We start from the raw sequence: 21,910 nt of genomic DNA on the forward strand, positions 1-21,910 counted from the left end.
AACCGCTTCCTACCAACCCAACCGTGGGCAGACGGCTTTCGCTACGCGCTTGGCCGCGCTCGCTGACGTTCCGCGTTATCGCCTTCTCCACGGTATGGGCGATCCTGACCCTGGTCGTCATCTTCACCCTGATCACCACGCTCTACCGCCAAGCCAGCGAGCGGGGCTTCGACAGTTTGCTGTCGGCGCATCTGTTCAACCTGATCGGCTCCATTGGCATTTCCGACAGCGGCGCGCTGACCGGCTCGCCCGATCTTGGCGACCTCCGTTTCTCGGAGCCGAATTCGGGCTGGTACTGGTCCGTCGAGCCCGCCTCGGAAGGCGTGCACGGCGATCTCCATTCGTCGTCCATGACCCGGACCATCCCGTCGCCCGATGTGGCGGATGTTCCTTTCAACGCCAATTTCCAGCGTAGCTATGCCGCGCAAGGCATCAACGGCGAAGAACTGGTCGTGTTCGAGAGCGAATTCGTTCTCGATGCCAAGAACCGCGCCGCGCGCTTCCGCGTCATGGGAAACAAGACCGAGCTGGAGCAGGAAATAGGGACCTTCCAGCGTCGCCTGTTGACCTATCTCAGCCTGTTCGGCATCGGCATGATCGCCATCAACGCCATCGCCATCCTGCTCGGGCTGCAGCCGCTGCGCAGGGTCAGGAACGCACTCGCCATGGTGCGCGAGGGCACCGCGCAGAAGCTCGACGGCCGCTTCCCGGCCGAGATCGAACCGTTGGCCAACGAAACCAACGCTTTGATCGAAAACAACAAACGCATTGTCGAGCGTTCGCGGACCCAGGTCGGCAACCTCGCCCATTCGCTGAAGACGCCGCTCGCCGTGCTGCTCAACGAGGGCCGGGCGCTTGGCGGCGCCAAGGGGCAGTTGATCGCCGAGCAGGCCGCCTCCATGCAAAAGCAGATCGATCACTATTTGCAGCGCGCCCGCGTCGCGGCGCAGCGCGACAGCGTCGTCTACCGCACGCCCGTGGCGCCGCTGGTACAGCGCATGGTGCGTGTTTTGCAGAAGCTCAACCCGCGGACCAGCCTGTCGCTGTCGCTGCCGGCCACCGAGATCGTCTTTGCCGGCGAACGCGAGGACCTCGAGGAACTGCTCGGCAATCTTCTCGAGAATGCGATGAAATGGGCAAGGAGTGCTGTCGCGGTCTCGGTCGTGCCCTTGGTCAGCAAGGATGAGAGCCTGTTCGAGATCAGCATCGAGGATGACGGCCCTGGCATTCCCGAGGACAAGGCGCGCGAAGCCATGAAACGCGGACGGCGCCTGGACGAGACAAAGCCGGGAACGGGCCTGGGCCTCGCCATCGTCGCCGACCTCGTCAACGAGTACGGAGGTGGCCTGGATCTGGGGCGTTCCGGCATGGGTGGTCTGAAGGCAGCGGTGCGATTGCGGAGCCTTCAGTGACGTTTGCCCAGACCAATCGACACCAACGGGTGGCACATGCTATGGCGGCATATCGATTGACCTCATACTGGCCGGCGGCGGCCAAATTTCCGACAAATATCAATAGTATGGCCATGCCCACTTCTCAGATGATGCCAGGCGCATCCATGGCAAGCTCCAACTCAGGAATACCGGTTGTTGGCATGAAGATTCGCGTCGCGCTTGTTTCCGCATTGCTGGCCGTGTCGGGCTGCACCACCTTAAGCGGCAAGGGCCCCACCGTGGCCGCGACCCCGGCCTCGACGCCCCCGGCCGGCGGCAAGGTCGTCACCAAGTCGATCATTTCCGCCATGGGCGGCGGCCTCATTGGCGGGTCTGTCGGCAATGGCCTGAGCGACACGGAAAAGCGCAGCGCGCTCGAGGCTGAATACAAGGCGCTTGAATACACGACGAGCGGGCAGAAGGTGGCGTGGAAGGGCGATCAGGCCTCGCGCCATGGCGAGGTCGTGCCAGCCCAACCTTACCGCGTTGGTTCGCAGGATTGCCGCCAGTATACGCAGACGGTGTTCACCGGCAGCGCCAGTGTCACGGCGCACGGAACAGCCTGCCGCAATTCCGACGGCGGCTGGACACCATTGACCTAGCACGCCGGGTCCGGTTGCGACCCGGCCAGTTGATGTCGATCAAGGACATTCGGTGCGCCTGCCGTCAAAGCGTCGCAGGATGCCTGTGTTGGCAGGGCAGGGCTCTGCCTTTATTGGAAGAACCATGCTGTTCTGGGTCATAGCCGCAATTCTCACGCTGGGCGCCAGCCTGGCGGTGCTTTTGCCGCTGGCTGGGGCTTCCAAGGGCGCGTCATCGAGCGGCGACCACGACCTGGAAGTCTATCGCGATCAATTAGCCGAACTCGACCGCGATGCCGCGCGCGGCTTGATCCGGCCCGCTGAGGCAGCCGAGGCGCGCGCCGAGATCGCCCGCCGCATCCTTCGCCTGGGTAACGCTGACATAACCGGCAAGACGTCCGGCAGGGCGGCGTCGGTCACGGCACGGCTTGTCGCGACCGTGGCCGTGCTGGCGGTCCCGTTGGTCAGTTGGGGGTTCTACAGCCAGATCGGCTCGCCTGACCTGCCGTCGCAGCCGCTCAGCGAGCGGCTGGCCAAGAACCCGGCCGACAGTTCGGTCGATGAGCTGGTGGCGCGCGCCGAAGCCCACCTCGCGGCCAACCCTTCCGATGGGCGGGGCTGGGATGTGCTGGCGCCGGTTTATCTGCGCATGCAGCGCTTTGCCGACGCCGCGGCGGCCTACCGCAACGCCATACGCCTCGACGGCGACAGCGCCGTACGCCAGGCCGGACTCGGTGAGGCGATCGCCGGTGCCGCGGGCGGTATTGTTTCGGCCGATGCCCAGGATGCCTTCGAGGCGGCCTTGAGGCTTGACCCGGCCAATGCGAAAGCCAGCTTCTATCTGGCGATGGCATTGGCGCAGGAGGGCCGCGGCAAGGAAGCGGCCGCGGCCTGGCAGGTGATGCTCGGTAAACTGCCGCCGGATTCGCCATGGCGCGGCGCTGTCGAACAGGCACTGGCCAAATCCGGCTCTGAAGTCGCTTCAGGCGCGGCCGCGAAAGGCCCCGATACTGGCGATGTCGACGCGGCATCCTCCATGTCGCCGCAGGACAGGGAAGCCATGATCAACACCATGGTCGCCGGCCTCGACGACAAACTTCGTCAAAATCCGCGCGACCCGGAAGGATGGATGCGGCTTGTTCGTTCCTATGTCGTGCTGGGCAAGACCGACCAGGCGCGCGATGCGCTGGGCCGCGCCATTGCGGTCTTTGGCGCCGACAGTGACGAGGCCAAGAAATTCACCGCCTTTGGCGCCTCGCTCGGTCTGACGGTGACGGAGTAGAATTGGACATGACGCGCAAGCAGAAACGATTGTCGGTGATTGTGGGCGGCTTGGCTTTCCTCGCAGCCGCCACCGGCCTGACGTTCTACGCGCTTGGCCAGAAAGCGTCGTATTTCTACATGCCGGCCGATCTGACCACTGCCAGTGTGCAGCCCGGCCAGCGCATCAGGCTCGGCGGTTTGGTCGAAAAAGGCACCATCCAGCGCGGCCAGGGCGCGACGGTTGCCTTTTCGGTCACCGACACCCACAAATCGGTCAAGGTTACCTATACCGGCATCCTGCCCGACCTTTTCCGCGAAGAGCAGGGCGTCATCACCGAGGGCACCTTTGGCCCCGACGGCGTCTTTGTCGCCGACAGCGTGCTGGCCAAGCACGACGAGCGTTACATGCCCAAGGAAGTTGCCGACGGTCTGAAGGCCAAGGGTGTCTGGCAGGAGACCAAGAGTGAGTAATTCTGGCGGGAGAGCAGGCGGGAATGGTTGAGACCGGACATTTCGCCCTGGTTCTGGCGTTCGCGCTTTCGCTGGTGCAGACCATCGTGCCGCTGTTTGGCGCGCGGCTGAACAACCAGCGCCTGATGGCGGTCGGCGGTCCGGTCGCGGTGACCGGTTTTGCCTTGACGGCGCTGTCCTTCGCGGCGCTAGCGAGCGCCTATGCAAGTTCCGATTTTTCGCTGGCGAACGTCTGGGAGAACTCGCATTCGCTGCAGCCGCTGATCTACAAGATCACCGGAACCTGGGGCAATCACGAAGGCTCGATGCTGCTCTGGGTGCTGATCCTGACCTTCTTCGGCGCGCTTGTCGCCGCTTTCGGCTCCAACCTGCCGGCGACGCTGCGCGCCAACGTGCTTGCCGTGCAGGGCGCCATTGGCGCAACCTTCTTCCTGTTCATCCTGGTGACGTCCAATCCCTTCGTCAGACTCAATCCGGCGCCGATCGAAGGCCGCGATCTCAACCCGATCCTGCAGGACCTTGGCCTCGCCATTCATCCGCCGCTGCTCTATCTCGGCTATGTCGGCTTCTCGATCTGCTTTTCCTTCTCGGTCGCGGCCCTTATCGAGGGCCGCATCGATGCTTCCTGGGCGCGCTGGGTGCGGCCATGGACGCTGGTCGCCTGGATGTTTCTGACCGGCGGCATCGCCATGGGATCGTATTGGGCCTATTACGAGCTCGGCTGGGGCGGTTTCTGGTTCTGGGATCCGGTCGAGAACGCTTCCTTCATGCCTTGGCTGGCGGGCACCGCGCTGCTGCATTCTGCCATCGTGATGGAAAAGCGCTCGGCGTTGAAGATCTGGACGCTGCTGCTCGCCATTTTGACCTTCTCGCTGTCGCTGCTCGGCACCTTCCTGGTGCGTTCGGGCGTCCTGACTTCCGTCCACGCCTTTGCCACCGATCCGACGCGCGGCGTCTTCATCCTGTGCATCCTGACGCTGTTCATCGGCGGCTCGCTGGCGCTGTTTGCGCTGCGCGCCTCGAGGCTGACGGCAGGCGGCCTGTTCCATCCGATTTCGCGCGAAGGCGCGCTCGTCCTCAACAATCTGTTCCTGACCACGGCGACCGCCACCGTGCTGGTCGGCACGCTCTATCCGCTGGCGGTCGAGGCTTTTTCGGCCGGCAAGATTTCGGTCGGCGCGCCGTTCTTCAACCTCACTTTCGCCCCGCTCGTGGTGCCGCTGCTGGTGATGGTTCCCTTTGGGCCGCTGCTGGCCTGGAAGCGCGGCGATGTCCTAGGCGTCGCGCAGCGTCTGATGCTCGCGTTTGCGGCCGCCCTTCTGGCGACGCTGGTCACTGCCTTGTTCATCGACGGCGCTTCGGTGCTTGCCGCGCTTGGCGTTGGCCTCGCGGTCTGGCTGATCCTTGGCGCGCTGACTGACCTCGCCGTCAAGGCAGGCTTAGGCAATGTCGCCGCGCCGGTCATGGTCAGGCGCCTGGTTGGTTTGCCACGCTCCGTCTTCGGGACCGCTTTGGCGCATCTCGGCCTTGGCCTGACGGTGCTCGGCATTGTCGGCACGCTCTGCTTCGGCACGGAGAAGATCCTGTCCATGCGTGCTGGTGAAACCGTCGAAATCTCCGGCCGCACGGTGCGTTTCGTCGGCCTCTATCCGGCCCAGGGGTCGAACTACAGCGAGGATCGCGGCCGTTTCGAGCTGATCGGCGCCAGCGGCAGCCCCGTCGGCGAAATCAGCTCGGCCAAGCGTTTCTATCCGGTGCGGCAGATGACGACGACGGAGTCCGGCATCAAGACCATCGGCCTCTCCCAGCTCTACATTTCGCTCGGCGACGAGGGCAAGGACGGCTCGGTCGTGGTGCGTTTGTGGTGGAAGCCGCTGGTGACGCTGATCTGGGGCGGCGGCCTGGTGATGATGGCGGGTGCCGCCATGTCGCTGATGGACAGGCGCCTGCGGGTCGGCGCGCCTTCGCGCCGCCGCAAGCAGGCGGTTGCGCCGGTGGTTCTGCCATGAGTGCAAGGTTTTCGCTGACCTCGATTGTCCTGTTACTTGCATTGCTCTTCGCCGGCACGGCAATGGCGGTGAAGCCTGACGAGATGCTGGCCGACCCCGCTCTGGAGGCACGGGCGCGGGCGCTGTCGGAAGGCTTGCGCTGCATGGTCTGCCAGAACCAGTCGATCGACGAATCCGACGCCGACCTTGCTCGCGACCTGCGTATCCTGGTGCGACAACGCCTTGTCGCCGGTGATACCGACCAGCAGGTGATGGACTATGTGGTGTCCCGCTACGGCGAGTTCGTTCTGCTGAAGCCGCGTTTCGACCTGCGCAACGCGTTGCTGTGGGGCACGCCCGTGCTGTTGCTGCTGGTGGGAGGCGGATTCATTGTGTTGACCGCGCGGTCGCGCCGGACGCTGGCGACGAAATCCCTGTCAGCCGATGAACAGGCGGCATTGGACACGATCCTGGACCGCGACTGACGGCCGCGCCAACATTACCAAAGTTTCATGTGCCGGAAATGGCGTCGTAATGTGCGCCGCTCTAATTCTCGTTCTTGAGGATGCCGATCAAGGCGCGTCCGTTGAAAGAGGATAAGAGAACCATGAATATTGCCCCCAATTCATATTCCCGCACCCGCAAGCGTCTTCTGGCTGCCGCCGCGTCCATCGCTGTCGCCGGCGCGATCGGCGTTGGCGCGCTGACCAGTGGAACCAGCCCCGTTCTGGCTGACGCCGTCCGTGTGGAGGCTCCCCAGGTTCCGAGCTTCGCCGATGTCGTCGAGCGCGTTTCGCCAGCCGTGGTCAGCGTCAAGGTCAAGGCCAAGCTGCAACCGACCGCCGATGACGGTTCCGACGATCAGGGCGGTTTCGACAATCTTCCCAACAATCCGCAGTTGCGCCGCTTCTTCAAGGAATTCCGCGGCTTTGGTGACCAGAATGGCCAGAACGATGAAGGTCAGCGCCGCTTCGGTCATCGCGATCGCAACAACGACCAGCCGCGTCCGGTGGCGCAGGGCTCAGGCTTCTTCATCTCCGAAGACGGTTATCTCGTCACCAATAACCATGTCGTCGAAGAAGGCACCGCCTTCACCGTGGTGACCAATGACGGCAAGGAACTCGACGCCAAGCTGGTCGGCACCGATCCGCGCACCGATCTCGCCGTGCTCAAGGTCGATGGTGGCGGCAAGTTCACCTATGTCGACTTCGCCGACGATTCCAAGGTTCGCGTCGGCGACTGGGTCGTGGCTGTCGGCAACCCGTTTGGCCTCGGCGGCACCGTCACCGCCGGCATCGTCTCGGCGCGCGGCCGCGATATCGGCGCCGGCCCCTATGACGATTTCCTCCAGATCGACGCCTCGGTCAACCGCGGCAATTCGGGTGGCCCGACCTTCAACCTCAACGGCCAGGTGGTCGGCATCAACACCGCCATCTTCTCGCCTTCGGGCGGCAGCGTCGGCATTGCCTTCGACATTCCGGCCTCGACCGCCAAGCAGGTCGTCGGAGATCTGATGAAGAACGGCGCGGTCCAGCGCGGCTGGCTCGGCGTCGAAATCCAGCCGGTCACCTCCGACATCGCCGAATCGCTCGGTCTGAAGTCCAACAACGGCGCCCTGGTTTCGAGCGCCCAGGACGACGGTCCCGGCAAGAAGGCCGGCATCACCGCGGGTGATGTCATCACCCAGGTTGATGGCAAGGACGTTGCCTCGCCGAAGGAACTCGCCCGCCTGATCGGCGCCTATTCGCCGGGCAAATCGGTTGACGTCACCGTGTGGCGTGACGGCAAGAGCCAGGCGGTCAAGGTCGATCTCGGCAAACTGCCCATCAGCGACAAGCAGGCATCGAGCGACCAGCAGCAGCAACCCGCCGCTCCGGCAAAGCCGGACACGCTCGCCGATCTCGGCCTGACTGTCACCAAGTCCGAAAACGGCAAGGGTCTGGTGGTGACCGACGTCGACCCCGACAGCGCTGCCGCCGATCGCGGCATCCAGCCGGGCGACGTCATCACCGCGGTCAACTCCGCGGAGGTCAACGGCACCGACGACGTCACCAAGGCCATGGCCGATGCGGTCAAATCCGGACGCAAGGCCGTGCTGATGCAGATCACCCGCGACGACAACAACCGCTTCGTCGCGCTGCCGGTGGCCAAGGGCTGAGACGACTTTTCCAATGCGGCGGTTTCAACACCCCCGAGTCGCCGCATGGGAAAGCAAGAAGGAGAGCCCGTTAGTCAGTCATCGCGCTCTTCTTCAGTGGCAGCGGGCTTCCCATCGCCCGCTGCCGCGCGCCGCATATGGGTGCCCACATCACGCTCTCGTGCCCGAAGCCGGTCGGTTCGGTAGTCGCGGGGGGAAACGACATGACCGGGAACTGGCATGTCCGGCGCAACGACGCCACGGAACAAGGATTTCATCGCGCACGCTCTCGATCATCTTGATCGCGATGCGCTTTGGCAAAGGCTAGAATGCAGATGCCGGCTACTCAATCTTCCAGCGAAATCGCGTATAACGGCCCTATGAAGATTCTCGTCATAGAAGACGATCGCGAGGCTGCGGATTATCTGCAGAAAGCCTTCACGGAAGCCGGTCATACGGCACATGTCGCCGGTGACGGCGAGACCGGCTTCGCGCTTGCCGATGCGGGTGATTACGACGTGATGGTCATCGACCGGATGATGCCGCGCCGCGATGGCCTGTCGGTCATTGCCGCTCTCCGCTCCAGGGGCAACACGACACCAGTGCTCATCCTGTCGGCGCTGGGCGAGGTCGATGACCGGGTCACCGGCCTGCGTGCCGGCGGCGACGACTATCTGACCAAGCCCTATGCCTTTTCCGAACTTCTGGCGCGTGTCGAGGTGCTGAACCGACGCGCCAGCGCCAAGGAGGCCGAGACCGTCTACCGGGTTGGCGACCTTGAACTCGACAGGCTGTCGCATTCTGTCCGCCGGGCCGCGCGTGAGATCACGCTGCAGCCGCGCGAATTCCGCCTGCTCGAATATCTCATGCGCCATGCCGGCCAGGTGGTGACGCGCACCATGCTGCTCGAAAATGTCTGGGATTATCATTTCGATCCGCAGACCAATGTCATCGATGTCCACGTCTCGCGGCTGCGCGGCAAGATCGAAAAGGGCTTCGACAAGCCGATCCTGCACACGGTTCGAGGCGCCGGCTACATGCTGAAGGGCGGCTAGGCGACAGCATGGCTCTTTCCGTGCCCGCCATCATGAAGACGACGGCAGCGCGGCTTTCGGCGCTTTATTTCCTGCTTTTCGCGCTGTGCGCCGTGCTGCTGGTCTTCTACATGACGTCGCTGTCAGCGAGCATGCTGACCGGGCAGACGCAGGACACAATCAATGATGAGATAATAGGCTTGGCCAGCGCCTACAAAAAGGGCGGCTTGCCATTGCTGGTGCGTGTGGTCGAAAACCGCTCCCGCCAGCCTGGCGCCAACCTCTATCTGATCGCCGACACCAATGGCCAGATCCTGACCGGCAATGTGCAGGCCCTGGAGCCGGGTGTGATCGATACCGAGGGCTGGACGACCGAGCCGTTCTCCTACAAGCGCTTCGGCGAAGGTGAGCTTGATCGTTTGCGCAGCGGAGCGTCCGACCAGACGACGTCTCCTTCAACTGGCGACAACGCGGTGCAGGCTGAAGGCGAGAAGGGCCACAATGCCATCGCGCTGGTGCTGCGGCTGCCCAATCAGATGATCCTGCTGGTTGGCCGCGATCTCGGCGAACCGGAGCGTTTTCGCGCCGTTATCCGCCGCTCGCTGATGCTGGCGCTCGGCATGATGGGGCTCGGCGGACTGCTAATCTGGTTCTTTGTCGGCCGCGCCGCGCTGAAGCGCATCGACAGCGTGTCGGAGGCCAGCCGTCGCATCATGGGCGGCGATCTCAGTGGCCGATTGCCGGTTACGGGCACCGGCGACGAATTCGATCGGTTGTCCGAAAACCTCAATTCCATGCTGGCCAGGATCGCCACGCTCAATGAAGGCTTGAAACAGGTTTCCGACAACATCGCGCATGATTTGAAGACGCCGCTGACGCGGCTGCGCAACCGGGCCGAGGCGACGCTTTCCGGCAAGCAGAAGACGTCGGACTATCGGCAGGCGCTGGAGGGTACCATCGCCGAGTCCGACCAGCTGATAAAGACCTTCAACGCCATCCTGATGATCTCCCGGCTGGAGGCTGGATATTCTTCCGAGCACACCAACCGCGTCGATCTGGCGGCTGCCGTGCGCGATGTGGTCGAGCTCTACGAGCCGGTGGCCGAGGAGGCTGGCGTTTCGCTGGACGCCGAGGTGAACGGTGCTTTTGCCGTTGACGGCAACCGCGAACTGATCGGCCAGGCGCTCTCCAACATCGTCGACAATGCGATCAAGTACTCGACCGATGCCACGTCCAAGCCGGCGGTCCGCGTGGCGCTCGAACGCACGCATGGCGAGATCAGGCTTTCCGTCGCCGACAACGGCCAGGGCATTCCCGACGATGCCGATCGCGCCCGGGCGACGGAGCGCTTCGTGCGGCTGGAGAAAAGCCGTTCGCAGCCTGGTTCCGGCCTTGGCCTCAGTCTCGCCAAGGCGGTCATGACATTCCACTACGGCCGGCTTGACCTGTTGCCCGGCAATCCGGGACTATCCGTGGTCATGAGTTTCCCCACACGCGAGGGCCACTGATGGCGGCCGTTGCCAAGCGGAGCAAGACAGACTGGTTGCTGAGCCTGGAAACCCCGCTTGTCCCGCTCGACGAGGGGCGGGCGCGGCAGGAACTGGCCGAAATCGCGGACGCAGCGCGCGAAGAAGGGCTGACACGGGCGGCCAAATTCCTGGCCGGCAAGGGGACGGCGCAGGATTTCCTGGCCGCCGTCTTCGACCTTTCGCCGTTCCTGCGCGATACGGCGCGCCGCCGGCCGCAAATCCTCGACGGCCTCTTCGACCTGCCGATCGAGGCCCGCCTGAAAGCGATCACCGCCGCGATCGACCAGGCGCCGCTGGCCGAAACGGTCTCGGAATCCGGCCTGATGATGGAGCTGCGTCAGCATAAGGCCGAGGCGCATTTCCTGATCGCGCTAGCCGATCTCTCGGGCGAGGCCGAGACGTCGCTGACAGTAAGGCGCTTGAGCGATCTCGCCGACGCCTGCACCCGCGCGGCCGTCGATTTCCTGCTGCGTGACGCGCATGGCCAGGGCAAGCTCAGACTGCCAGACCTCGACAGCCCGTCGCATCAATCGGGCTGGATCCTGCTTGGAATGGGCAAGCTCGGCGCGCATGAGCTGAATTTCTCGTCCGATATCGACCTCGTCATGTTCTTCGATCCGGAAGCGCCCGCCGTGGTCGATCCCCTCGACGCCACCGATTTGTTCTCGCGCCTGACGCGCCGGCTGGTGCGCATCCTGCAGGATCGCACCGAGCACGGCTATGTCTTCCGCACCGATCTGAGATTGCGTCCCGATCCCGGCTCGACCCCGCTGGCGATTCCGGTTGAAGCCGCGCTGCGCTACTACGAGGCGCGCGGCCAGAACTGGGAGCGTGCCGCGATGATCAAGGCGCGCCCGGTGGCAGGCGATCTGGCGGCCGGCGATGCCTTTCTCAAGGAACTCCAGCCCTATATCTGGCGCAAATACATGGACTACGCCGCGATTGCCGACGTCCATTCGATCAAACGCCAGATTCATGCCCATAAGGGTCACGGCGAGATCGCCGTGAAGGGGCACAACGTCAAGCTTGGGCGCGGCGGCATCCGCGAGATCGAGTTCTTCGTCCAGACCCAGCAGCTCATCGCCGGCGGCCGCTTCCCGGAGCTGCGCGGCCGCGAAACCGTGCCCATGCTCGGTCAGCTCGCGGCTCGGGGCTGGATCACATCGGATGCGCGTGACGCGCTCGCCCGCCAGTACTGGTTCCTGCGCCGGGTCGAACACGCCATCCAGATGGTGGCCGACGAGCAGACGCACACGCTGCCGGAAGACGATGAAGGGCTGGAGCGCATCGCCCGCATGCTGGGCTTTGCCGACGCGGCCGCTTTTGCCGGGGCGTTCCGTGCCTCGCTGCAGCAGGTCGAGCGCCATTATGCGGCGCTGTTCGAAACGGCGCCCGAGCTTTCGGCCGGCATCGGCAATCTTGTCTTCACCGGTGACGTCGACGACCCGAACACACTGCAGACCCTGCACGGTCTCGGCTTTCAGCGGCCAAGCGACATTTGCCGGGTCATCCGCGGCTGGCATTTCGGGCGCTATCGCGTCACCCAGTCGGCGGAGGCGCGCGAGCGGCTGACGGAACTGACGCCGGCACTGCTCAAGGCCTTCGGCCAGACACGCCGGGCCGACGAGGCGCTGGTCCGTTTCGACGAATTCCTTGCCGGCTTGCCGGCCGGCATCCAGCTGTTCTCGCTGTTGCAGTCGAACCCCGCACTGCTCAAGCTGATGGCGACGATCATGGGCGCGGCGCCCCGGCTGGCGGCGATCATCACCCGCCGGCCGCATGTCTTCGACGGCTTGCTCGACCCGGCATTGCTGACCGAGCTCCCCGACCGTGCCTATCTCTCGGCGCGGCTTTCCGCCTTCCTCGAAGGCGACAGGGCTTATGAGGACGTGCTCGACCGGCTGCGCATATTTGCTTCCGAGCAGAAATTCCTGATCGGTGTGCGGCTGCTCGCGGGCTCCATCGATCCGGCCCGCGCCGGCCGCGCTTTCTCCGATCTGGCGGACCTGACAATCGCGGCGGCATTGGAAGCGGTGACCGCCGAATTCGCGGTGCGCCACGGCACGATCGCCGGCGGTGTGGTCTCGCTGCTCGGCATGGGCAAGCTTGGCAGCCGCGAGTTGACCGCCGGGTCGGATGTCGATCTCATCCTGCTCTACGATCACGATGCGGACGCCGAGGATTCCGATGGCGACAAACCGCTGGCGCCGTCGCATTACTACTCCCGCATGACGCAGCGGCTGATATCGGCGGTATCGGCGCCGACGGCGGAAGGGGTGCTTTACGAACTCGACCTGCGTTTGCGGCCGTCCGGCAACAAGGGACCGGTCGCCACCCATATCGATGCCTTCAAAAAATACCAGCGCCAGGAAGCCTGGACCTGGGAACACATGGCCCTGTCGCGGGCGCGTGCCATCGCCGGTGATGATGGCTTGTGCGGTGAGGTCGAGGCGGAAGTTGCGGCGGTGCTTGGCCAGTCGCGCGATGCGGCAAAGGTGAGGGCCGAGGCCTCGGAAATGCGTGCCATGATCGAGCAGGAAAAGCCGCCCCGCGACCCGTGGGACATCAAGCTGATCCCGGGCGGTCTGATCGATCTCGAATTCATCGCCCAGGTGGCTGTCATCAGCGGGCAGGTCGAGGCCGGACCGCGCGCCACCGGTACGGCCGAGATCCTGTCTCGCCTGACGCCCCGTTTCGCCAATGCCGCGATCAGGCAGGACCTTGGCGATGCTTACGCCCTTTATCTGGCGCTGACCCAGATGACGCGGCTGTGCCTTACCGGACCCTTCGAACGTGACGACGTTCCGCCGGGGCTTTCGGATCTGCTTCTGGCGGTCACCGACCTGCCGGATTTCGGTGTGCTGGAGGCACATCTCAAGGAGACGTCGCAAAAGGTCAGGAAGGATTTCGACCTTTTGCTTCGTGCCGGGGGTTCGTGACCAACGACCGTCCGGCCGCATCGGGGGTGACGATGCAACAGGAGAAAATCATGAGAAAGACGACCAAGCTCGCACTTGCCTTCATCGCCCTGGCCGGAGCCGTCGGCGGCGCCGCCTATGCCGAGAATGTCGGCAGCGCAAATATGCGTCAGCGCACCATGATGCGGCTCGACAAGGCGATGAAGGACAATGACGGCACCATCACCTTCGATCAGTTCTCCAATGTCATGGACGCGCGGCTCAAGAAGCTTGTCGCCGACAATGGCGGCAAACTGACTGTCGCTCAACTCGCCGACGCGCTGGAGAAGGCACGCTTCGAACGCATGGCCAGGCGCATCATCGCCCGTTACGACAGCAAGGGCGACGGCACGCTGACCGCTGATGACATCAGCGGCCGCGAGAGGAAGCTTTTCGCCGTGCTCGACAAGAACAATGACGGCAAGATCGAGAAGGGCGAACTGCCGAAGCGCGGCCGCTTTGGCCATGACCGCCAATGGGATCACGAAGGCAACGACGGCGGCCTGCAGTAGGATTGGTTGATGCGGGCTCCGACATCGTCGGCCGCAGCCTGTCGCTCAGGCCGCGGCCTTGACCGCCGTTGGCGCCTTCTTCACGGGAATGCGCACCGACACGATCGTGCCGACACTCTCGGTGGAACGGATCTTCAGTGCACCGCCCTGCAACTCGGCCAGTGAGCGTGAAATCGCGAGGCCAAGACCGGAGCCGGCATGGTTCTTGGAAAACTGGTTCTGGACCTGCTCGAACGGGCGCCCGAGCTTGCCGAGCGCTTCCTTCGGGATACCGCAGCCATTGTCCTCGATCGTCAGCACCAGCGCGCCTGACGTGTTGCGGGCCCTGACCGATATGTGGCCGCCCTGGCCGGTGAACTTCACCGCATTGGACAGGAGGTTGATGACGATCTGCTTGATCGCCCGGCGATCGGCGAACAACGTCAGCGCGTCGGCGATACGCGTTTCCACGGTGATCGCCTTCTGCGCCGCCTGTAGCGACACGACACGCACCGTCTCGCTGATCAGCGGACCGAGATCGATCTGCTCCTGGTCCAGCGAGAACTGGCCCGCCTCGATCTTGGACATGTCGAGAATGTCGTTGATGACGCCAAGCAGGTATTTGCCGCTGCTGTTGATATCGGTGGCGTACTCTTCGTAACGCTCCGAGCCCAGCGGGCCGAACAGCCCCTGTTCCATCAGTTCGGAGAAGCCGATGATGGCATTGAGCGGTGTGCGCAGTTCATGCGACATGTTGGCCAGGAATTCGGATTTGGCCCGGTTCGCCGCTTCGGCGCGCTCGGTTTCCTTCATGTATTTGCGGTTGAGGTCGACCAACTCGCGCGCCCGTTCCTCTTCTGCCCGGCGGGCGAGGCTGAGATCATGGATGGTCGCCATCAGCCGGCGCTCGCTGTCGACCAGCTTTTCCTGGTGCAGCTTGATCTGGGTGATGTCGGACCCGACCGAGACGATGCCGCCGTCCCTGGTCCGGAGTTCGTTGACCTGAAGCCAGCGGCCGTCGGACAGCTGCCGCTCGAACGTGGCGCCGCCCTGCGGACCATTGGTATTGGCAAGCCGGCGTTCCGAAGCAAAGGCCAGCATCCGCTCTTCCAGGGACGCGCGCGTCACACCTGGCATTACGTCGCGATCCGAGAGCCCGTTGTCCTGCTGGTATTTGGAATTGCACATGATCAGGTGCTGAGCCGAATCCCAAAGCACGAAGGATTCATTGATGTTCTCGATCGCGGTCCTGAGGCGAAGATCGGCCGCTTCGGAGCGCAGCGCCAGATGCCGTTGCTCGGTGACGTCGACCGCGATGCCGATCAGTTGGATCTCCGGCGCTTCCGGATCCATGACCTGTGCCCGGGCGCGCATCCACACCCATTGGCCATCGGCATGCCGCATCCGGAACACCTGGTCGATGTGATCGATCTCGCGCGCGACGATCTTGTTGGCGAGTTCGAACAGGTCGCCGTCCTCGGGATGGATGATCTCGTCGACCTCGCCGAAGGACAGCATCGTCTCGCAGGGCTCGTAGCCGAGCATGTCGTACATCGAGCGTGACCAGTACATCTTGCCACGCACCATGTCCCAGTCCCAAAGGCCGCAGCGGCCGCGCACCAGCGCCATGTCGATACGCTGATGTGCCTCGAGATAGATGCGGTCGGCTGCCTGCGCGCGCGCCGCCTGTCCGAAATAGGCATAGAGGATGATGATCAGCACGCCGGCCGTCAGCACGAACAGGGTGACGTTGAGCGAGACTGTCTTGCGCCAAGTGTCGAAGACCGCCTCTTGCGGCACAAGCGCCGCGGCGGCTCCCTTCCTGTCCTTGGACAGGCTGACCGCCGCGTACCAGTCCTGACCGCCGATGTTGACCTCCATGACACCGGCGCGATCGCCGAACATGAACAAAGGCTGGCCGCCCTGGACGAGGCCGTCGAGCGAATGGCCTTGCCAGGGCACCGAACGCGGCGTCACCGCGGTGATCCTGAAGGCACTGTCGGTGACGACCAACACGTGGCTGCGGCCCATCGCGCCCTGGCGGCTGGTGGTCTCCAGCAGGTCCTGGGTGGCGCCCGGCAGCGTGTCCGACGTGGTGGCGAGCGAACTGGCGAGCTGCGCGGCGGCCAGCGTCAGGATCGCCTTGGCATCGCGCTCGACATCGTCGCGCTCGTTCATCAGCGAGAGCACACGCAGCGCCGCGATGACGAGCAGGAAGATGACGATGAGGGCCGGTATCGACCGGCGCAGCAGCGGTTCAGCCGCAAGAAGCCGCTTGTAGGCCGGTTCGGCGATGAGCCGCGTATTCCCGGCAAGGCCGTCGCTGCGCGTCTCGCGACGCGCAAAAGCCATCCCACCGGGCGCGCCCCACGCGTCCGCCTTCGCCATAAATGGCACTCCCCGATTTCCAGTATGCCGCATTTCTATGTGCTGGTGACCCGGCAACACCGCACTTCCGAATCGCCATTAAAGAATCAAAGGTGATTCGCCTTGTCCAGTGGTCCGGCGAAAAAAGATTAAAAATCGACTTAAATAATGCTGAATCGACCCAATGCCCTTTTTGAGCGCGACCCTATGGCGAGGGCTATGTGACAGAAGGCGAGTCGGATAAGAGCGGACCGATCCTTGAGCTTTCCTTGACGGGATGTAGTTTATAAACTACAAATCCCTATGATCGATCTAAAGCAGACCGAAACGTTCCGAAAATGGTGGATGCGGCTAAAGGATGAGCGCGCTCGTGGCGCGATCTTTGCCCGGCTTGACCGTCTTGCTTATGGGCATCCGGGAGACGTTGAGCCTGTGGGAGAGGGGATAAGCGAGTTGCGTATCCACCATGGCCCCGGCTTACCGCGTCTATTTTCAGAAGCGGGGCAACACGATCATCGTCCTCCTGTGCGGCGGTGACAAAGGCACCCAGAAGAAGGACATCAAGACGGCGAAACGTCTGGCACAAGAATGGAGCGAATGAGATGGCTGAGAAACTGACGACCTTTGATCCGGCTGAAGGCCTGACCTCCGATGAGGTGATTGCGGCATTCATGGCGGAAGCGTTTGCTTCCGAAGATCCTGGCTATATCGCGCATGCGCTGGGTGTCGTTGCGCGCGCTAAGGGCATGGCCCAAATAGCGAGCCAGACGGGACTTTCGCGTGAACAGCTTTATCGCTCGTTCAGTGAGAACGGCAATCCGACACTAAAAACCACGATTGCAGTGATGAAGGCCCTTGGAATCGAGTTGACCGCAAAGGCACAGCCCCATCAGTCGGTTTGATAGGCGCCGGGCACAGGAGAACTCTCCCATAGGCAGCGGAGTCTGCATTCACGCCAACGTGCGCTCGACGATATCGCGCAGATCCGCCGAGAGGTTTTCGGCATTGGCGATCGAAACCAGCGCTTCCCTGGCCTTGGCCTGCCGGCCCGGTTCGAGCGAACGCCAGGACCTGAGCGCCGTCGCCAGCCTTGCCGCCACTTGCGGGTTGCGTTTTTCGACCTCGAGCACCGTCTGCGTGAAGAAACGGTAGCCTTCCCCGTCGGCGCGGTGAAAGCCGGTCTGGTTGGCGCTGGAGAATGTGCCGATCAGCGAGCGCACCCGGTTCGGATTGCCCATCGAGAAGCCCGGATGAGCGGTCAGGGAGCGGACCGTGTCGACAGCCTGCGGCCCCGGCACGCCGGCCTGGATCTGGAACCATTTGTCCATGACCAGCGGGTCGGACGCATATGTCTTTTCGAAAGCCGCCAGCGCTATTTTCGCCTCCGGCGATCCGTGGTGACGATGCGCGAGCACTGCCAATCCGGCCGCGCGGTCGGTCATGTTGGTCGCGGACTGGAAATGCCCGGCCGCCAATGCCGATCCACCGGGCAGCAGCGAGAGATAATCCAGCAGAATGTTGCGCAAGGCGCGTCGTCCCGCGCTCGCCGCGTCGGGGCTGAAAGCGGTCTTGTCGGCAAGGCTGTCATAGAGGCCGGAAAATATCTCGCCGTTAGCCGTGGCGATCGCCAGCGCTAGCGCCTGGCGAGCTGAATGGATGGCGTCCGGATCGATGTTCTTGCCGATGTCACGCGCGATGTCGGCGTCGCCGGGCAGCGCCAGGGCAAGGGCCCGATAGGCTGGCTCCAGCGTCTCGTCGCTGGCGATGTTGCCGGCAAGCTCGGTCAGCTGTGAGGCGAAGTCCGGCTGTTTGCCGCCGAGGGTCTGGCGGAAGGCCGCGATCAGTGCATCGGTGAGCAGGGTGTTGAAGGCCTGCCAGCGCGAGAAGGCGTCGTTGTCATGGCGAGCGAGGAAGAACTGGTCAGCCGCCTTCTGCTCGACCGACAGCGTCACTGGTGCCGAAAAGCCGCGGTTGAGTGACACCGCCGGTCGTTCGGCAACGCCGGAAAAGCGCACCATGTGACGGCGCTTGCGGACATGGATGACACCGTCCTCGACGCTCGCGCCCTCGACGCCGCTATAACAGACAGGTTTGCCGCCGGCGCCGATCAGCCCAAAGGCGAGTGGTATATGCATCAGCCGCTTGCGGCTTTCCGACGGTGTCGGCGGCACCGACTGCTCGATCTCGAGCGTGAATTCCCGCGCGGCAGGATTGTGCGTCGAACTCACGGTCAGGTTGGGCGTGCCCGCCTGGTGATACCAGAGCGCAAATTGTGAAAGATCGCGGCCGGACGCCTCCTCGAACACCTTGATGAAGTCCTCGATGGTCGCGGCTTCACCGTCGTGGCGTTCGAAATAGAGGTCCATTCCCGCGCGAAAGGCCTCGGCCCCGAGAATGGTGCGGATCATGCGCACCACTTCGGACCCCTTTTCGTAGACCGTCGCCGTATAGAAATTGTTGATCTCGCGGTAGCGGCGCGGCCGCACCGGATGCGCCAGCGGTCCCTGGTCCTCGGGAAACTGGTGGGCGCGCAGCGTGCGCACTTCGGCGATGCGCTTGACCGCGCGCGAGCGCTGGTCGGCGGAGAACTCATGATCGCGGAAGACCGTCAGCCCTTCCTTCAGGCAAAGCTGGAACCAGTCGCGGCAAGTGATTCTGTTGCCTGTCCAATTGTGGAAGTACTCATGCGCGATGATCGCCTCGATATTGGCGAAATCGGCGTCCGTCGCCGTCTCCTGGTCGGCCAGGACGTATTTGTCGTTGAAGATGTTGAGGCCCTTGTTCTCCATCGCGCCCATGTTGAAGTCCGACACGGCGACGATGTTGAAGACGTCGAGGTCGTACTCGCGGCCAAACGCCTCCTCGTCCCATTGCATCGACCGCTTCAGCGCGTCCATCGCATAGCCGGCGAGCGCCTCCTTGCCGGGCTCGACATAGATGCCGAGCTCGACCTTGCGGCCGGACAAGGTCACGAAACTGTCGGCGACCTGGCCGAGATTGCCGGCCACCAGCGCGAACAGGTAGGACGGCTTGGGGAAGGGGTCGTGCCAGCTGGCATAGTGCCGGCCATCGGCGAGATCGCCGCTCTCGACCGGATTGCCGTTGGACAGGAGCAGCGGCGCCTCGTCGCGCCGCGCCTCGATCCGCACCGTGTAGACGGACAGGATATCGGGGCGGTCGAGGAAGTAGGTGATGCGGCGAAAACCCTCCGCCTCGCACTGCGTGCAGTAAACGTTGTTCGAACGGTAAAGGCCCATAAGAGCTTCATTGCCGGCAGGCGCCAGTTCGGTTTCGATCAGCAGCTGGAAACGACGTGCGGCCGGCGGCTTGAGCAGCGTCAGCTGGTCGGGGCTCGCCAGCAGATCCGCCGCTTTCACCGTCTTGCCGTCGATCTCGACGCGCTTCAGCGTCAATCCATCGCCGTCGAGCACCAGCGGAGCCGATTCCGATATGCCCTCGCGGCGCTCGACGGTCAGTATCGCGGTGACGACCGTGGCCTGCGGCGAAAGACGGAAGTCAAGGTTGGTTTCCGGAATGAGGTAGTCGCTGGGGCGATAGTCCTCGAGTTTGAAGACCTGGCCTGTGTCAGTGCGCATTCCCTGGCTTTTCCTGTCTTTTCCGGGGACCGGACATGGTTTGACTGGTCCAAAAAATTCAAAGTCCGCGCTCTTTACACGAAACACACCCTCGACAAAACTGCGGCAGAGCCTAATTCAGGCCTTCCTTTCGTCGTCGCGAGGCAGTCATGACCGCCGTCACACCGAAATTCGGGATGGGCGCTTCCGTTCGGCGCGCCGACGATCTCCCGTTCTGCCATTTCGAGACCCGCAACGTGCCCTCGACGGCGGGCAGAGATGCATTGCCGAAGTGACATCAGGGGCCGGGGCGCAACCAGAGACGACGGGCGGCCACGGCACGCTGAGAGGCATCGTGCTGAAGATCGTCTCCGTGACGGTCTTTGTCGGCATGCAAACCTGCATCAAGGCGGCAGGCGACGTGCCAGCCGGCCAGATCGTCTTCTTCCGTTCCTTCTTCGCCATCTTCCCGATCATCGCCTTCCTGGCATTGAAAGGGCATCTGGCCACCGCTTTCGCCACGAAGCGTCCCTTCAACCACATCGCGCGTGGCGTCGTCGGCGTCGGTGCCATGGGGCTCGGCTTTTTCGCGCTTACCAGGCTGCCGTTGCCTGAGGCGATCACCCTGAACTATGCACAACCGCTGCTGGTCGTGGTGTTCTCCTCGGTCTTCCTTGGCGAGACGATCCGCGTCTATCGCTGGAGCGCCGTCGCGATCGGCCTCATTGGCGTGCTCATCATTTCCTGGCCGGAGCTGACGCTGCTCAATTCGGATGAAGGGCTCGACGACCAGGAGGTGCTGGGCGTCATGGCCGCGCTGATGGCCGCGGCAATCTCGGCTGTCGCCATGCTGCTCGTGCGCAATCTCGTGCAGACGGAGAAGACCGCCACCATCGTGCTGTGGTTCTCGTCGACGGCAAGTGTGCTCTCGCTGCTGACGCTGCCCTTCGGCTGGCAATCGCTGACGCCAACGCAAGCCGCGCTGCTCATCATGGCAGGCTGTTGTGGCGGCCTCGGCCAGATCTTGATGACCGCGGCCTATCGCCATGCCGAAGCCTCGGTCGTGGCGCCTTTCGAATACACCTCCATGATCCTTGGGATCGTGGTTGGCTATCTCGTTTTCGGTGACGTGACCTCGTCCGGCACGCTGGTCGGTGGTGCGATCGTGGTGGCCGCCGGCATCTTCATCATCTGGCGCGAACGGCAACTGGGTCTGGAACGCACCCGCACCCGCAAGGCGGCCCTGCCGCAGGGGTGATCAGGACCGTTCCGACCGCTCCTTTGCCAGGCGTACCAGCGCCGCCCGTGTCTGCTCATCGGCCGGGAAAAAGGATTCGATCGCCAGTTCCGACAAGGTCACATCCAGCGGTGTGCCGAAGACCGTGATGGTGCTGATGAACGACAGCACCTGATCGCCATGGGCAAGCCTCAGCGGATGGACGATCGCATTCGGCTCGACCGGCGCCGGCCGACTGCCCTTGAGGCCTGAAGGATAGCCGCGCAGTTCGCGCTCCAGTTCGACCAGCACCGGATCGCCGGTGGCATCGTTCTGGTGCTTGAGACGCTCGATCAGGTGCGTGCGCCATTCCTGCAGGTTGACGATGCGTGGCGCGATGCCGCCGGGGTGCAGGCTGAGGCGAAGCACGTTGACCGGTGGTGTCAGCAGCGAAGCCTCGCCGACATCGGCAAGGAAAGGGGCGATCGCGGCATTCGCCAAAACCAGGTTCCAGTGCCGGTCCACCGCCAGCGCCGGAAATGGCTCATGCCCCTTGAGTACGGTCTCGACCGCCGCCATCGCCGGCGCCAGCGTCGTATCGGTGAGCGGCCGTTCGCCGAAGCTGGGCGCAAAGCCCGCGGCCAGCAGCAACTGGTTGCGTTGCCGCAGCGGGATCGCCAGTTGCTCGGCCAGATGCAGCACCATGTCGCGCGAGGGTGCGGCGCGTCCGCTTTCGACGAAGGAGAGATGCCGCTGCGAAATTTCGGCCTCCACGGCGAGGTCGAGCTGGCTCATGCGGCGGCGCGTGCGCCATTCGCGGATGAGACTGCCGGCGGAGGTCTGCGAGCTTGTCATGGCCGCATGACTA

17 protein-coding genes and 1 pseudogene are annotated in these 21,910 nt (G+C 63.7%); 15 read left to right on the plus strand and 3 right to left on the minus strand.

What is annotated here, in order from left to right:
• Positions 1-23: 23 nt before the first annotated feature.
• From EN824_RS08775 to EN824_RS08825, 11 genes are all read left to right on the plus strand, one after another.
• Entirely contained in the window at positions 24-1,412 is a 1,389-nt protein-coding gene (locus tag EN824_RS08775; protein WP_245511631.1) for an ATP-binding protein, read from the plus strand.
• A gap of 182 nt (positions 1,413-1,594) precedes the next feature.
• The gene (locus tag EN824_RS08780; RefSeq protein ID WP_135883388.1) at positions 1,595-2,035 is read left to right on the plus strand and encodes a hypothetical protein; all 441 of its coding nucleotides are present in this window, start codon (positions 1,595-1,597) and stop codon (positions 2,033-2,035) included.
• A 124-nt stretch (positions 2,036-2,159) separates the two neighbouring features.
• Entirely contained in the window at positions 2,160-3,296 is a 1,137-nt protein-coding gene (gene ccmI / locus EN824_RS08785; protein WP_135883387.1) for a c-type cytochrome biogenesis protein CcmI, read from the plus strand.
• Positions 3,297-3,304: 8 nt separating this feature from the next.
• On the plus strand, positions 3,305-3,748 hold the full coding sequence (ccmE, locus tag EN824_RS08790; protein ID WP_135932152.1) for a cytochrome c maturation protein CcmE: 444 nt from the start codon (positions 3,305-3,307) through the stop codon (positions 3,746-3,748).
• 23 nt (positions 3,749-3,771) lie between these two features.
• Positions 3,772-5,757: a heme lyase CcmF/NrfE family subunit gene (locus tag EN824_RS08795; RefSeq protein WP_135915297.1), complete on the plus strand. Its 1,986-nt coding sequence runs from the start codon at positions 3,772-3,774 to the stop codon at positions 5,755-5,757.
• Positions 5,754-6,221: a cytochrome c-type biogenesis protein gene (locus EN824_RS08800; protein WP_127871348.1), complete on the plus strand. Its 468-nt coding sequence runs from the start codon at positions 5,754-5,756 to the stop codon at positions 6,219-6,221. Before EN824_RS08795 ends, EN824_RS08800 begins: the two co-directional genes overlap by 4 nt.
• Positions 6,222-6,343: 122 nt before the next feature.
• The gene (locus EN824_RS08805) at positions 6,344-7,894 is read left to right on the plus strand and encodes a Do family serine endopeptidase (RefSeq protein ID WP_135932153.1); all 1,551 of its coding nucleotides are present in this window, start codon (positions 6,344-6,346) and stop codon (positions 7,892-7,894) included.
• Between the two features lie 359 nt (positions 7,895-8,253).
• On the plus strand, positions 8,254-8,928 hold the full coding sequence (locus tag EN824_RS08810; RefSeq protein WP_023771592.1) for a response regulator transcription factor: 675 nt from the start codon (positions 8,254-8,256) through the stop codon (positions 8,926-8,928).
• An 8-nt stretch (positions 8,929-8,936) separates the two neighbouring features.
• Positions 8,937-10,415, plus strand: a complete 1,479-nt coding sequence (locus EN824_RS08815; protein WP_135915299.1) for a HAMP domain-containing sensor histidine kinase — start codon at positions 8,937-8,939, stop codon at positions 10,413-10,415.
• Positions 10,415-13,375, plus strand: a complete 2,961-nt coding sequence (locus EN824_RS08820) for a bifunctional [glutamine synthetase] adenylyltransferase/[glutamine synthetase]-adenylyl-L-tyrosine phosphorylase (protein WP_135915300.1) — start codon at positions 10,415-10,417, stop codon at positions 13,373-13,375. Before EN824_RS08815 ends, EN824_RS08820 begins: the two co-directional genes overlap by 1 nt.
• Before the next feature lie 50 nt (positions 13,376-13,425).
• Positions 13,426-13,905: a hypothetical protein gene (locus tag EN824_RS08825; protein ID WP_127871352.1), complete on the plus strand. Its 480-nt coding sequence runs from the start codon at positions 13,426-13,428 to the stop codon at positions 13,903-13,905.
• Between the two features lie 45 nt (positions 13,906-13,950).
• On the opposite strand, the gene EN824_RS08830 is transcribed toward EN824_RS08825, so the two are convergent.
• Positions 13,951-16,272, minus strand: a complete 2,322-nt coding sequence (locus EN824_RS08830; RefSeq protein ID WP_135883382.1) for a PAS domain-containing sensor histidine kinase — start codon at positions 16,270-16,272, stop codon at positions 13,951-13,953.
• 282 nt (positions 16,273-16,554) lie between these two features.
• Here EN824_RS08830 and EN824_RS08835 point away from each other — a divergent pair.
• Positions 16,555-16,852: pseudogene (locus EN824_RS08835) on the plus strand (type II toxin-antitoxin system RelE/ParE family toxin).
• A gap of 1 nt (position 16,853) precedes the next feature.
• Positions 16,854-17,153: an addiction module antidote protein gene (locus EN824_RS08840; RefSeq protein ID WP_135863707.1), complete on the plus strand. Its 300-nt coding sequence runs from the start codon at positions 16,854-16,856 to the stop codon at positions 17,151-17,153.
• A gap of 48 nt (positions 17,154-17,201) precedes the next feature.
• Here the strand turns inward: EN824_RS08840 and pepN are convergent, their stop codons facing one another.
• Positions 17,202-19,847: an aminopeptidase N gene (pepN, locus tag EN824_RS08845; RefSeq protein WP_135863709.1), complete on the minus strand. Its 2,646-nt coding sequence runs from the start codon at positions 19,845-19,847 to the stop codon at positions 17,202-17,204.
• Positions 19,848-19,996: 149 nt separating this feature from the next.
• Here pepN and EN824_RS36540 point away from each other — a divergent pair, with 149 nt between their 5' ends.
• Positions 19,997-20,122: a hypothetical protein gene (locus EN824_RS36540; RefSeq protein WP_272483014.1), complete on the plus strand. Its 126-nt coding sequence runs from the start codon at positions 19,997-19,999 to the stop codon at positions 20,120-20,122.
• Positions 20,119-21,084 (plus strand): DMT family transporter, encoded by a 966-nt coding sequence (locus EN824_RS08850; protein WP_135863711.1) that lies wholly within the window; start codon positions 20,119-20,121, stop codon positions 21,082-21,084. Before EN824_RS36540 ends, EN824_RS08850 begins: the two co-directional genes overlap by 4 nt.
• On the opposite strand, the gene EN824_RS08855 is transcribed toward EN824_RS08850, so the two are convergent.
• Complete coding sequence (locus tag EN824_RS08855; protein ID WP_135863713.1) at positions 21,085-21,897, minus strand: helix-turn-helix transcriptional regulator; 813 nt, start codon at positions 21,895-21,897, stop codon at positions 21,085-21,087. It abuts the gene before it with no gap.
• Between the last annotated feature and the right edge of the window lie 13 nt (positions 21,898-21,910).

Source organism: Mesorhizobium sp. M8A.F.Ca.ET.181.01.1.1 (assembly GCF_004792025.1).
Classification (GTDB): Bacteria; Pseudomonadota; Alphaproteobacteria; order Rhizobiales; family Rhizobiaceae; genus Mesorhizobium.

Excerpts from the sequence above, each read along its gene's own strand:
- EN824_RS08780 (WP_135883388.1), top strand. The coding sequence starts at position 1,595 with ATGAAGATTCGCGTCGCGCTTGTTTCCGCATTGCTGGCCGTGTCGGGC.
- ccmI (WP_135883387.1), top strand. The coding sequence starts at position 2,160 with ATGCTGTTCTGGGTCATAGCCGCAATTCTCACGCTGGGCGCCAGCCTG.
- ccmE (WP_135932152.1), top strand. The coding sequence starts at position 3,305 with ATGACGCGCAAGCAGAAACGATTGTCGGTGATTGTGGGCGGCTTGGCT.
- EN824_RS08795 (WP_135915297.1), top strand. The coding sequence starts at position 3,772 with ATGGTTGAGACCGGACATTTCGCCCTGGTTCTGGCGTTCGCGCTTTCG.
- EN824_RS08800 (WP_127871348.1), top strand. The coding sequence starts at position 5,754 with ATGAGTGCAAGGTTTTCGCTGACCTCGATTGTCCTGTTACTTGCATTG.
- EN824_RS08805 (WP_135932153.1), top strand. The coding sequence starts at position 6,344 with ATGAATATTGCCCCCAATTCATATTCCCGCACCCGCAAGCGTCTTCTG.
- EN824_RS08810 (WP_023771592.1), top strand. The coding sequence starts at position 8,254 with ATGAAGATTCTCGTCATAGAAGACGATCGCGAGGCTGCGGATTATCTG.
- EN824_RS08815 (WP_135915299.1), top strand. The coding sequence starts at position 8,937 with ATGGCTCTTTCCGTGCCCGCCATCATGAAGACGACGGCAGCGCGGCTT.
- EN824_RS08820 (WP_135915300.1), top strand. The coding sequence starts at position 10,415 with ATGGCGGCCGTTGCCAAGCGGAGCAAGACAGACTGGTTGCTGAGCCTG.
- EN824_RS08825 (WP_127871352.1), top strand. The coding sequence starts at position 13,426 with ATGAGAAAGACGACCAAGCTCGCACTTGCCTTCATCGCCCTGGCCGGA.
- EN824_RS08830 (WP_135883382.1), bottom strand. The coding sequence starts at position 16,272 with ATGGCGAAGGCGGACGCGTGGGGCGCGCCCGGTGGGATGGCTTTTGCG.
- EN824_RS08840 (WP_135863707.1), top strand. The coding sequence starts at position 16,854 with ATGGCTGAGAAACTGACGACCTTTGATCCGGCTGAAGGCCTGACCTCC.
- pepN (WP_135863709.1), bottom strand. The coding sequence starts at position 19,847 with ATGCGCACTGACACAGGCCAGGTCTTCAAACTCGAGGACTATCGCCCC.
- EN824_RS36540 (WP_272483014.1), top strand. The coding sequence starts at position 19,997 with ATGACCGCCGTCACACCGAAATTCGGGATGGGCGCTTCCGTTCGGCGC.
- EN824_RS08855 (WP_135863713.1), bottom strand. The coding sequence starts at position 21,897 with ATGACAAGCTCGCAGACCTCCGCCGGCAGTCTCATCCGCGAATGGCGC.